This is a genomic window from Embleya sp. NPDC055664 (assembly GCF_053618075.1).
This window is the reverse complement of sequence record NZ_JBSHGZ010000010.1, coordinates 1-11,881: the sequence shown is the minus strand read 5'-3', so window position 1 is coordinate 11,881 and position 11,881 is coordinate 1. Positions and strand designations below refer to the sequence as shown.

At 74.0% G+C, this 11,881-nt stretch carries 8 protein-coding genes; 4 read left to right on the top strand and 4 right to left on the bottom strand.

Annotation, left to right across the window (positions count from 1 at the left end):
• Positions 1-19 precede the first annotated feature (19 nt).
• From ACWGR4_RS18815 to mraZ, 4 genes are all read right to left on the bottom strand, one after another.
• A complete protein-coding gene (locus tag ACWGR4_RS18815) occupies positions 20-1,783 on the bottom strand; it encodes a peptidoglycan D,D-transpeptidase FtsI family protein (RefSeq protein WP_380012731.1) in 1,764 nt (587 codons plus the stop codon).
• A gap of 1,321 nt (positions 1,784-3,104) precedes the next feature.
• Positions 3,105-3,704 carry a cell division protein FtsL gene (locus ACWGR4_RS18810; protein ID WP_452132563.1) on the bottom strand — a complete coding sequence of 200 codons (600 nt, stop codon included), beginning with the start codon at positions 3,702-3,704 and terminating at the stop codon, positions 3,105-3,107.
• Positions 3,705-3,729: 25 nt separating this feature from the next.
• A complete protein-coding gene (gene rsmH, locus ACWGR4_RS18805; protein ID WP_380012725.1) occupies positions 3,730-4,683 on the bottom strand; it encodes a 16S rRNA (cytosine(1402)-N(4))-methyltransferase RsmH in 954 nt (317 codons plus the stop codon).
• A 446-nt stretch (positions 4,684-5,129) separates the two neighbouring features.
• Positions 5,130-5,570 (bottom strand): division/cell wall cluster transcriptional repressor MraZ, encoded by a 441-nt coding sequence (gene mraZ, locus ACWGR4_RS18800; RefSeq protein ID WP_380012722.1) that lies wholly within the window; start codon positions 5,568-5,570, stop codon positions 5,130-5,132.
• Positions 5,571-5,917: 347 nt separating this feature from the next.
• Here mraZ and ACWGR4_RS18795 point away from each other — a divergent pair, with 347 nt between their 5' ends.
• The 4 genes from ACWGR4_RS18795 to ACWGR4_RS18780 all read left to right on the top strand — a co-directional run bounded on the left by ACWGR4_RS18795 (position 5,918) and on the right by ACWGR4_RS18780 (position 11,738).
• On the top strand, positions 5,918-6,442 hold the full coding sequence (locus ACWGR4_RS18795) for a beta-class carbonic anhydrase (protein ID WP_380012719.1): 525 nt from the start codon (positions 5,918-5,920) through the stop codon (positions 6,440-6,442).
• A gap of 247 nt (positions 6,443-6,689) precedes the next feature.
• On the top strand, positions 6,690-7,877 hold the full coding sequence (locus tag ACWGR4_RS18790) for an AAA family ATPase (RefSeq protein WP_380012716.1): 1,188 nt from the start codon (positions 6,690-6,692) through the stop codon (positions 7,875-7,877).
• A 1-nt stretch (position 7,878) separates the two neighbouring features.
• The gene (locus ACWGR4_RS18785; RefSeq protein WP_452132562.1) at positions 7,879-9,288 is read left to right on the top strand and encodes a DUF58 domain-containing protein; all 1,410 of its coding nucleotides are present in this window, start codon (positions 7,879-7,881) and stop codon (positions 9,286-9,288) included.
• Positions 9,285-11,738: a transglutaminase family protein gene (locus ACWGR4_RS18780; RefSeq protein WP_452132561.1), complete on the top strand. Its 2,454-nt coding sequence runs from the start codon at positions 9,285-9,287 to the stop codon at positions 11,736-11,738. The genes ACWGR4_RS18785 and ACWGR4_RS18780 overlap by 4 nt, the downstream gene beginning before the upstream one ends.
• Positions 11,739-11,881 lie beyond the last annotated feature (143 nt).

Below are 11,881 nucleotides of genomic sequence, written 5' to 3'. Positions count from 1 at the left end.
CGCCTGGTGCCGGCATCGATCACCACTCGATCGGGAGATCGAGCGGCGCGGTGCCGCTCGGGGCGATCCGACGGCTCTGCAGGGCGAACGTCATCACCTGCTGGAACACCGGCGCGCACAGGCTGCCGCCACCTCCGTCGATGCCCGGCGCCTGGAGCGTCACCGACACCACGACCTGCGGGTTGTCCGCCGGGGCGAAGCCGATGAAGGACGTGGTGTAGCCGTTGTAGTGGCCGGTCTTGGGGTCGAACCGGTTGGCGGTGCCGGTCTTGCCCGCAACGCGGTAGCCGGGGATGCGACCGTTCTTGCCGGTGCCGCCGTCGTCGGCGACCACGGTCTCCAGCATGTCGCTCACCTGGCGGGCGGTCTCCGGGCTGACCACGACGGTGGACTTGGGCGCGGCGGCGGGCTTGAACTTCCCGTCCGCGTCGGTGCTGCCCTTGACCAGGCTCGGCTCGATCCGCACGCCGCCGTTGGCGATGGTCTGGAACACCGAGGTGGCCTGGACCGAGTTGACCGACAGGCCCTGGCCGAACGGGATCGTGTACTGCTGTGACCCGCTCCACTTCTGCGGCTGGGCCAGGATGCCCGGCGTCTCGCCCGGGAACTTCAGGCCCGACGGTTGCCCGACGCCGAACCGGGTCAGGTACTCGTGCAGCTTGGCGTTGGCCTCGGCGCGGCTCGGCCCCAGCTGTTCCGAGGCCAGGATGGTGCCGATGTTGCTGGACTTGGCCAGGACGCCGGCCAGGGTGAGCTGCTGGGTCGGGTGGTCGTGCTCGTCCTTGAACAGTTGGTCGGCGCGGGCGAGCCGGTTGGGCACGGTCACGTGGGTGCCCGGGGTGGCCCGGCCCTCCTGGATCACCGCGGCCATGGTCATCACCTTGCCGGTGCTGCCCGGCTCGTACGCCTCCTCCACCGCCCGGTTGCCCAGGTTGTGCACGTCGTTCGGGCCGATGTGGTTGGGGTCGTAGCCGGGTGCGGTGGCCATCGCCAGGATCTGGCCGCTGCGCACGTCCTGGACCACCACGGTGCCGGATTCCGACTTGGTCTCGGCGACCTTGGCGCCGATCAACTGCTCGGCGTACCACTGGAGGTCGCGCGAGACGGTCAGTTGCACGTCGGAGCCGGCCACGGCCCGGGTGCCGGTGAGGTCGGAGGTGGGCACTCGGCGGCCGTAGACCATCTCCTGCGTGGTGCGGCCGTCCTTGCCCGCGAGTTGGCCGTCGAGGGTCATCTCCAGGCCGCCGCCGCCGTGGCCGGTGGCGTTGACGAAGCCGACCAGGTTCGCGCCGACCGGGCCGGCCGGGTAGATCCGCTTGCTGTGCTTGGTCGAGTAGATGCCGACCAGGTCGTCACGGCGCACCTTGCCGAGGTCCTTTTGCGCCTGGCGGATGGTGTTCCACACGGCGGGGTCCACCTGTGGGGCGAGCACGACGTAGCGGGACTTGGGGGTGCGCAGTTTGGCCTCGATGGCCACCGGGTCGCCGCCCACGAGCGGGGCCAGCGCCAGCGCAGTGGCGTGCGGGTCGTACTTCTGCACCTGGGTGGGGTCGGCGGTGACGTCGTAGGCGTCCACCGACTTGGCCAGGCTCACCCCGGAGGCGTCGGTGAGCGAGCCGCGCTCGGCGGGCACGGTGACGGTCTGGGTGCGCTTGGCGGCGGCCTGCGCGGCGTACGCGGGCGCGTCCAGGGCTTGGAGTTGAAGCAGTCGGCCGGCGAACAGGGTCAGCACCACGCCGAGCGCGATCAGCCCGATCCGCAGCCGCTTGCGCGGGTCGCCCATCCGGGCGGGCCGTACGGGCCGACGCGGGGCGGGGAGACGAGCCGGCCGGGCGGCACTCGGCCGCGCCCGCCCCGAAGCCCCGGCCCGCTCGGCCCGGGCAGCCTCGCGGACCCGCCGCCCGGCGCCCTCACCGGAGGCGGTGCGAGGCGGCCTCGACCGCTCCGACCCGGCCCGGTCTCCCGAGCCGTCCACCGGCCGGGGGCGTCGGGCGGCCGAACGCTCGTCCCGCGTGGCGGCGGCATCCCCGGCCCGCCGCACGGGCCGGGGCCCACTCTCCGCCCCACCACGCTCCCGCGCCCGCGACGCCCGAAGCCGGCCACGATCCTCCCCGGACCCGGCCCGCGCCCGCCCGTCGGCCCGGGAGGACGCACCGTCCACGCGCGGCCTACCCGGCGAGGCACCCTGGGCCCGAGGGACCGCGTTCTCGCCGCGCCCCGAACCCCGACGCGCGGACTCGTCCTCGCGCCGCGAACGCCCGGACTCCACCCGGGAAGACACGCCATCACCCCGCGACCGACCCGAATCGCGCCGCGCAGCGCCGTCCTCGGCCCGAGCACGCTCCGCCCCTCGACGCACGGCCCCGTCCGCGTCCCGAGCCCGCCCGGACCCCGCCCGGGGCGAGGCGCCATCGCCCCGCGACCGGCCCGAACCGATCCCGGAGGACCCGCCGTCCGCGCGCGACCGGCCCGAGCGGGGCGCGTCGGGGCTCGCGGGTCGCCCGGTGCGCCGCGCGGGCGGATCCGACTCGTCGCCCGGTCGGCGCGGTCGCCCGGGTCGGCCGGCTCGGGCGCCGGGTTCCGCCCGCTCCCCGTCGCGCGCACCCGCACCACGCGGCGCGGCCGGGTCGCCCTGACCGCGCGGGCGCGGGCGGCGCGCGTCCGGCGCACCCGTGCGGTCGGCCGCCGACCGGGGTCGGCGCGCCGAGGACCCGGCCGGGTCGGCGCCGGCGTCCCGGCGGCCCCTTCCGGCGGAACGCGGCTCGTCGGGATCACGCGGATCACGGGGGTCACGGCGTCCGTCGGTCAACGCGGGGTCCCTTCAAGCCGAATGCGGCAGCAAGCCGAATGTGACAACAAGTCGAACGCGACAGCGGGGCGGACGCGACAGCGCACCGCACCCGGCGGCACACCCGTACAACGAGCGGACGAACGCGCGGCGCCGGGCGAAACCCCACCCTCCTCCACCCGACCACATCGACCCGCCCGCCACCCCGACCCGACACGTCGAATCGCGCCGCCCTCTCGCGGCGCGGCGCCCCACGGCCCGGACCCGCCCGTGGACCGCGCACCCGGGCGGGCGACACGATCGGCGGAGCCTCGCGTCAACGAGCCGCTTCCGGCGCGGCGGGCGTCGCCGGGGCCGCCGGGGTCTCGGCGACAGGCGGGGCGATGGTCGCCGGCGTCTCGACGGCGGGCGCCGCCGGCGCCGCCGGAGTCGCCGGCGCCGAAGCCCCGGCCGGATCGGCCCCGGCCTGGGCCACCGGCACGCCCGGTCCCCCACCGGCGGGCGGGGCGGCGGTGGCACCGGCCGGTGTCGCGGGGGCCTCCGGTACCAACGGCGGCTTGGACGTTGCGGGCTTGGGCACCCCGAGCACTCGCCCGGTCGCGGGGTCGATGAAGACCGGACTGCCCCCCGGAACCAGCCCCAGCTCCTGGGCCCGTCGGGCGAGTTCGCCGGGCGCGGCCCTGGCGTCCAGCTCGCGCTGCAACGCCTCGCGGTCGTCGGTGAGCTGGTCCTGGCGCTTTTGCAACCGGCCCACCTCGAACGAGCCCTGGTTGAGCGCGGTGTTCAGCAGCAACAGGGACAACAGCCCGCCGCCGAGCAGACCGACCACGAGCACCACGAACGGCGTGCGCGTGGTCCCCTTCGCCCGGCGCGCGGCCAGGCGGATCCGGGTCATCGTCTTCGCCGCGCCGCTCATCGGCTCCCCCGTCCGCCGCGTCGATTCACCGGTCTTCCCGCACCCGCTCCGCGGCCCGCAACCGCACCGATGCCGCGCGCGGGTTCGCCTCGTTCTCCCGCTCGCTCGCCTGCTCCGAACCGCGCGTGAGCAGCTTGAACCGCGGCTGCAACTCCTCCGGCACCACCGGCAGGTCCGGCGGCGCCTTGCTCTGTGCGCCGGCCGCGAACACGCGCTTGGTCATCCGGTCCTCCAGCGAGTGGTAGGACATCACCACGATCCGCCCGTGCAGCGCGAGCGCCCGCACGGCGGCGGGCAACGCCCGCTCCAGCACCGCGAGTTCCCCGTTGACCTCGATCCGCAGGGCCTGGAAGGTGCGCTTGGCGGGATTGCCGCCGGTACGCCGCGTCGCGGCCGGGATCGCGGTGCGCACCACGTCGACCAGCCGCGCGCTCGTGGTGAACGGCTCCTTCTCCCGCTCGCGCACGATCGCGTCGGCCACCCGGCGGGCGAACCGCTCCTCGCCGAAGTCGCGCAGGATCCGGGCCAACTCCGCGGCGGTGTAGCCGTTCAGGATGTCGGCCGCGGTGATGCCCACGGTCGGGTCCATCCGCATGTCGAGCGGCGCGTCCTGCGCGTAGGCGAAGCCGCGATCGGCCCGGTCCAGTTGCAGCGAGGACACGCCGAGGTCGAACAGGATGCCGTTGATCCGCTCGATCCCGAGCCGATCCAGCACCTCGGGCAGTTCGTCGTAGACCGCGTGCACCAGCGTCGCCCGCTCGCCGAACCCCGCGAGCCGGGCCGCCGAGCGCTCCAGCGCCTCGGGGTCGCGGTCGAGGCCGATCAGCCGTACCTCGGGGAAGGCGGTGAGCAGGGCCTCGCTGTGTCCGCCCATGCCCAGTGTCGCGTCCACCACGATCGCTCCGGGTGCGCGCAACGCGGGGGCCAACAGGTCGACACACCGCTCCAGCAGGACCGGAATGTGGGCGGGTGCCGTCACGGCCCCTCCACCATCGTCGCGTTCACTCCGGGCCCTTCGTCGTGCGGAAACCCGCAGTCTAGGCCCTGCCCGGCGGATCTCGGCGGAGCAGGCCGCGTCGTCCGGTGCCGTGCATCGGCGTGCCGGAGGAGCAGCCGCATAGTGGTTCCATTCGGCTGTTTCTCCGGTGCGGCGAGGTGCGGTGCCGGGCGGCGCGGACCCGCCAAGATCCGCCGGGCAGGGCCCGGAGGCCGAGGTGCAACCTTCTCGCGGAACATGCCGCGAACCGTGCCGCCAGGTCCCCGCCCGCTCGTCTGGGGAAGTGACCTCTGGCACCGGGGAAGGAGTGCCAGAAAGCTCGGAGCGGGTGGAGACCTCGCCGCAGGTGCGCCGGGCGAGACCACGTTCGTGAGGATGCGACTCGGGAACCGAGAAGACGCGATGGGCGTCGCCGCGCTCGGATCGGCTCAGATCAGACCGGGCAGCACCTCCTCGGACAACACGGCGAAGGACCGCTCCTGCTCCGCGAGGTAGTCGTGCCAGGTCCGGGCCGCCCACAGCTCGACCCGGGTGTTGGTCCCGATGACGACGCAGTCCCGACTGTCCCGGTCCAGGCCCGCGTAGTCGCGCAGGGGTTGCGGCACCAGCACTCGCCCCTGCTTGTCCGGCACCGCGTCGGAGGCCCCGGCGTAGAGCACGCGCATGTAGTCGCGTGCCGCCTTCGAGGTCACCGGGGCTCGACCCAATTGCTCGGCGATCCGGGTGAACTCCGCGATGGGCCACACATAGAGGCAGCGTTCCTGCCCCTTTGTGATCACAAGGCCCTCCGCCAGCTCGTCCCGGAATCGCGCCGGCAGGATCAGCCGGCCCTTGTCGTCCAACCGGGGCTCGTATGTGCCCAGAAACACCGAGCACCTCCGGCCGCCGTCAGGAGCTTGTGGGCTCCATTTCCCGCCACTCTACTCCACCAAACCCCACGGTCAACCCTTTTCGGGCGCGTCACTCTGTTCCCACTGATGACAAAAGCCCAGCTCAGAAGGGGTGAGGCAGAAGAACCACCCGATTGCGCGCCCCCCGCACGCCACTCCCCCGCATCGGGCGCGGGTTTCGGCCTTTGCACCCTTGGGCTCCCGGTACGAATCTCCCATTCGTGGATTAGCACTCATAGCTCAGAATTGCGACGAATCATCTGCATGTGGGCAGTGTGACTCCCCCCACGAAGCGGATCCGCCTGGCAATCGCTAACGTCCTGACCATGGTCGATCGTCTTGTCGCAGCCAACCGCCTCTACGCGGAGCAGTACCGGAACCCCGGTATGTCCGCCATGCCGGTCCGCCACACGGCGGTCGTCACGTGCATGGACGCCCGCCTGGACGTGCACGCGATGCTCGGTCTGGAACTGGGCGACACGCACGTGATCCGCAACGCGGGCGGCGTGGTCACCGACGACGTGGTGCGTTCGCTGACGATCAGTCAGCGGCACCTGGGCACCACGCAGGTGGTACTGATACACCACACCCAGTGCGGCATGCTCACCGTCACCGAGGACTTCCGCCGCGAACTCGAGGCCGACACGGGCCTGCGCCCGCAGTGGGCGGTCGAGGCGTTCGTCGATCTCGACGGCGACGTGCGCCAGTCGATGAACCGGGTGCTCCGCTCCCCGTTCCTCCTGCACCGGGAGACCGTGCGCGGTTTCGTCTACGACGTCACCACCGGCCTGCTGCGCGAGGTTTTCCCGCTCTCCGACGTGCAACCGGAAGGCGCCTCCGCGCAGTCATAGGCTCCGTCGCCTCTCCCGCCGACCCGAATTCCGGATCGGCGCGGCACCATCGAGGGGATCGACCCGTCTCGGCCGAAGCCTTTTGCGCCGACCGGATCGCCCTCCATGCCGCGTCGGCTACCGTCCGGAGTCGCAATGCGCGTTGTCCGGGCCGTCCAACGGGGTGACGGCAGCGCACGCTACCGGGAGAATCGGCCTGTGGCCCTGACCCAGGGCGTGCACAACGCGGTTCCAGGGAGGGGCACGGGTGTCGACGTTCAACGATCAGGCCGGTCTGGGGGATCTGACGGTCACCACCGATCGGATCCGCGGGGCCATGGAGACCGTGATCGAGGGCAAGCCCGAGGTCGTCCGCCTCGCCTTGACGGTGCTGCTGGCCGAGGGCCACCTGCTCGTCGAGGACGTTCCGGGAGTCGGCAAGACGATGCTGGCGAAGGCCCTCGCGCGATCCGTCGATTGCGACATGCGTCGGGTCCAGTTCACCCCGGACCTGCTGCCCTCGGACATCACCGGCGTCAGCGTCTTCGACCAGGAGAAGCGCGAGTTCGAGTTCAAGCCGGGCGCCATCTTCGCCAACATCGTGGTGGGCGACGAGATCAACCGGGCCTCGCCGAAGACGCAATCCGCGCTCCTGGAGTGCATGGCCGAGCGTCAGGTCACCGTCGACGGCACCACCTACGAGTTGAGCGCGCCGTTCATGGTGATCGCGACGCAGAACCCGGTGGAGATGGAGGGAACGTATCCTCTGCCCGAGGCGCAGCGGGACCGGTTCATGGCCCGCGTCTCGATGGGATACCCGGCGATCGACGCCGAGTTGCGGATGATCGGCGGCCACAGCGCCGGCTCCCCGCTGACCGACCTGACCCCGGTCGCCGACGCGCGCGACCTGGTCCGCCTCGCCGACGCCGTCCGCCGGGTGCACGTGTCCCCGGCCGTCGCGCGCTACGCGGTCGACCTGGTCAACGCCACCCGCCGCTCGCCCGAACTGCGCCTTGGCGCCTCGCCGCGCGCCACCCTGCACCTGGTCCGCGCGTCACGGGCGGCGGCCGCCTTGGACAACCGCGACTACGTCCTGCCGGACGACCTGCAGACCCTGGCCGTCTCGGTGCTGGCCCACCGCCTGCTGCCCACCGCCGACGCGCAGATGGCCCGACGTACCCCGGAGCAGATCGTCGCCGACATCGTGCGCCAGGTCCCGGTCCCCGGCGCCCCCACCGGCCAGGCCCCGCAACCGGCCCAGGGGCGGGCGGTCGGCGCGCCGCAGATCGTGCCCGCCCCGCCGGTGCCGCCCGCCCACCAGCCCTACCCGGGCGGCGTCCCGCACCACAACGGCGGCCGGCCGTACCCGACGCAGGCGCCGACCGCGCACGAGGGCTACGCGCCGGTGCCGTCCGACGGTCGCCTCGGCGGCACGGGCTCCGGGGCGGCGCGCTGACGTGCGTACCGCACTGTCGGGCCTGACCACCCGGGGGCGCTCCTTCCTCGCGGCGGGGATCGCCGCGAGCATCTGCGCGGTGGTCCTGGGCCAACGCGACCTGCTGCGGGTCGGCTTCCTGCTCACCGCGCTGCCGCTGGTGGCGGTCCTGATCGTCGCCCGCACCCGGCACCTGGTCACCAGCGCCCGGGGGCTGGAGCCGCCCCGGGTGGCGGCCGGCCACGAGTCCCAGGTGCGGCTGCGCGTGGACAACGTCTCGCGCATCCCCACCGGTCTGCTGATGCTCGAGGACCACGTGCCCTACGTGCTCGGCTCGCGGCCCCGCTTCGTGCTGGACCGCATCGAGCCGCACGGCAACCGGCACGTGTCCTACCGGGTGCGCTCGGATCTGCGCGGGCGTTTCCCGGTGGGGCCGCTGCGCCTGCGGATGGCCGACCCGTTCGGGATGTGCGAGCTGACTCGTTCCTTCGCCGCCCGGGACACCCTCGTGGTCACCCCGGCCGTGCAGCCACTGCCCGCGGTGGACCTGGGCGGCGAGTGGACCGGCTACGGCGACAGCCACGCCCGCAACGTGTCCGCGTCCGGTGAGGAGGACGTGGTCCCGCGCGAGTACCGGCACGGCGACGACGTACGCCGGGTGCACTGGCGCTCCACCGCCCGCCGCGGCGAACTGATGGTGCGCCGCGAGGAACAGGCCTGGCAGAACCGGGCCACCGTACTGATCGACACCCGCGCCGGCGCGCACGTCGGCGACGGACCGGCCTCGTCCTTCGAATGGGTGGTCTCGGCCGCCGCGTCGGTGGGCGTACACCTGTGCCGGCGCGGCTACACCACCCGCCTGCTCGACGCCGAGGGCGACGCGCTCGCCGGGGACCTGGAGGGCATCCGGGCCGCGCCCGGCGACCTGGAGGGTTTCCTGCTCGACGCGCTCGCGGTGGTGGAGACGGTGCCGGTGAACGCCCTGGACCAGGCCGAGCCCGCGCTGCGCGACCCGGCGGGCGGCGGGCTGACCGTCGCCGTGCTCGGCGCGCTGACCGAGGACGACGTCAAGCGGCTCGGCCGGGCCCGGCACCGCTCCGGGCGCGGGGTCGCGATCGTCCTGGACGTGAGCACGTGGGGCCGGGTGCCCGGCGCGCTGCCGCACGACAGCGCGGTGGGCCTGCTCCGCCAGGCCGGCTGGCGCGTGCTCTCCGCCCGGGCCGGCTCCCGGCTGTCCGAACTGTGGCGCTCGGCCGGTCGGGTGGGCGACCCGGCCGCCGCCGGCTCGATGTCCTACGCCGGCACCGCGCGCGCCGCCGCCCCCGCGGCCCCCGCGCCCGTATCCACGCCCGCCGCCTCGGGCCCGCCGCCGCGCCCTCGCACGGCGCCCACGATCGGGGGCTCCACCGTCGACGGAGGGGAACGGCCATGACCGGCCGACTGCGTCTGGCCCTGGTCGCGGCTCTCGCGACCGCACTGACCTCGTCCGCACTGCTCCCGCTGGTCGACGCGGGCCGTTGGATCGCCCAGGGACTGGGCGCGATCCTGCTGGTCGCCCTGGTCGGCGAGGGGGCCCGGCGGATCCGGGTGCCGCGCCCGATCGTGGGATTGACCCAGCTCGCCGCCCTGGTGCCCTACCTGCTCCTGGTCTGCGTCCCCGACGCCAGCGGCCCGATCCCGACCCCCGGCAGCGTCGACGCGTTCGTGGAGTTGATGCGCACCGGCGGACAGGACATTCGCGAGTTCAGCACGCCCGCGCCCGCCACGCCCGGGATCGTCGCGATCCTGCTCACGGTGATGGGCGGCGTGGCCGTGATCGTGGACATGATCGCGGTGACCTACGCGCAGGCCGCGCCGGCGGGCCTGCCGCTGCTCGCGCTCTACAGCGTGCCCGCCGCGCTGTCCCAGTCCGGCCTCGGCTGGGCGGTCTTCCTGGTCGCGGCGCTGGCCTACGTCCTGCTGCTGCTCGCGGAGGGCCGCGAACGGCTGCTGCGCTGGGGCAGGCCGCTGGCGCCGCCGATACCGCCCGGCTATCCACCGATGCGCCAGTACCGCCCACCCGCCCGCGGCGGCGGCCGGATCGGCGTGGCCGCGCTCGCGGTGGCCGTCGCGGTGCCCGCGCTGATCCCGCTGAGCGCCAACCGGCTCCTGGACAAGAACGACAACGGGCCGCAGTCGCATCGGCTGACCACGATCAACCCCGTGGTCAAGCTCTCCGACGAGTTGAACCGGGCGGAGAACCGGGAGTTGATGCGCTATCGCACCAGCTCCGCCTCGCCCGGCTCGATCTATCTGCGGATCTCCTCCCTCGACCGGTTCGACGGCCGCTCCTGGCAGCCGTCGGAGCGGCAACTGACCGACGTTCCGAAGGACTTCCCCAAGCCGCCGGGCCTGGACCAGGGGGTGCGCACCACCGAGGTGGTCACCCGGGTCGAGTCCGACCGGGACTACGACCAGGGTTCGCTGCCGATGCCCTACCCGGCGACGCAGGTCCAGGTGAAGGGCAGTTGGCGCTACGAGCCCGAGGGTCGCCTGCTGCTGGCCGACAACAAGCAGGGCCTGCGCGGCCTCGGCTGGACGGTGACCAGCCTCGACGTCGAGCCGACCCCCGCCCAGCTCAAGGCCGCCGGCCCGCCGCCGCCCGCGCTCGCGCCCTACGTGGCGCTGAACCTGCCGCCCGACATGGTGAACCGGATCCGCCAGCAGGCGCAGCGGATCGGCGGCAACGGCACCTCCTACGACCGGGCCCGCAACCTGGAGGAGTGGTTCGCCCGCTCCAACCAGTTCCGCTACGACACCAAGGTCCCGCCCGGCAACGGCGCCTCGGCACTGGAGAACTTCCTGGAGCAAAAGGTCGGCTACTGCGAACAGTTCTCCTCCGCGATGGCGGTGATGGCCCGCACCCTGGGCATCCCGGCGCGGATCGCGGTCGGTTTCATCCCCGGCACGCAGCAGGCCGACATGAGCTACAAGGTCAGCAGCCACGACGCGCACGCGTGGCCGGAGTTGTACTTCTCCGGCGCGGGCTGGATCCGGTTCGAGCCGACCCCCTCCCGAGGCAACTCGCCGTCCTACGCCCAGCAGGACGTGGCACCGGTCGCGCCGTCGGCCACCCCGGGCAGTGCGGGCGACCTGCCCACCAAGCAGCCGCAGACGGTGCCGAGCGCCGGGCCGTCGACCGCCACGACCAGCGCGCCGGCCGCCGTCGGCGCCTCCTCGGACGGGCCGCGGTTGTCCGGCCGGGTGCTGTTGATCGGCGGCGCCGTGCTGCTGGCGGTGCTGCTCGTGGTGGCGCCGATGCTGGTCCGCACCCGGGTTCGCCGACGCCGGTTCGCGGCGCTCACCCGGGACGTGGCGGCCGACGTCGATGCCGACGACCGCGCCGGGCCGGTGCTCGGCGGGTGGGCCGAGGTGCTGGACACCGCCCGCGACCTGGGCCACCCGGCACCGGACGCGGAGACCCCGCGCCAGGCCGCCGAACGGCTGCTCGCCGTGCTGGCGGTCGACGCCCCCGCCGCCGAGGGTGCCGGGGACGCCGACGACACCGGGCGGCTCGCGGCGGGATCGGCCGTGCTCGCCGCCCGCGAGGCGCTGCCGCGGATCGCGCTCGCCACCGAACGGCTGTTGTACGCGGCCACCCCGCCGGTCCGCGAGCCGGGCCTCGGCGAGGACGTGCGGGCGGTCCGCCGGGGTCTGCTGGCCCGGGCCGGACGCGGTCGCCGGTTGCGGGCGAGCCTGCTCCCGCCGTCGTTGCGCCGCCGGGGCGGGCCGAGCCGGGCCGAGCGTCGGTACGCGTTCGCCGAGCGGTTCCGGCCCCGCCTGCCGCGGCGCCGCCGGGGCGATGGCCCGGGTGGCACGCCGAAGCCGGCCGACCTCGGCTGAGCGGCGGGCGGCCCCGGCCGCCCGCCCGACCCGGGGCACGGGGCACGACGACAAAACGCCGGTGGCGGGGGGGAACGGATATGGAGGTGGTGAGGCCCCACCGCGGGGTGGGTTTGTTTTGCGGCCCGGCTGGGGGGGGCGCC

Coding starts and splice junctions, on each gene's coding strand:
- ACWGR4_RS18810 (WP_452132563.1), bottom strand. CDS start 3,704: ATGAGCGGCGCGGCGAAGACGATGACCCGGATCCGCCTGGCCGCGCGC.
- ACWGR4_RS18780 (WP_452132561.1), top strand. CDS start 9,285: ATGACCGGCCGACTGCGTCTGGCCCTGGTCGCGGCTCTCGCGACCGCA.
- ACWGR4_RS18815 (WP_380012731.1), bottom strand. CDS start 1,783: ATGGGCGACCCGCGCAAGCGGCTGCGGATCGGGCTGATCGCGCTCGGC.
- ACWGR4_RS18795 (WP_380012719.1), top strand. CDS start 5,918: ATGGTCGATCGTCTTGTCGCAGCCAACCGCCTCTACGCGGAGCAGTAC.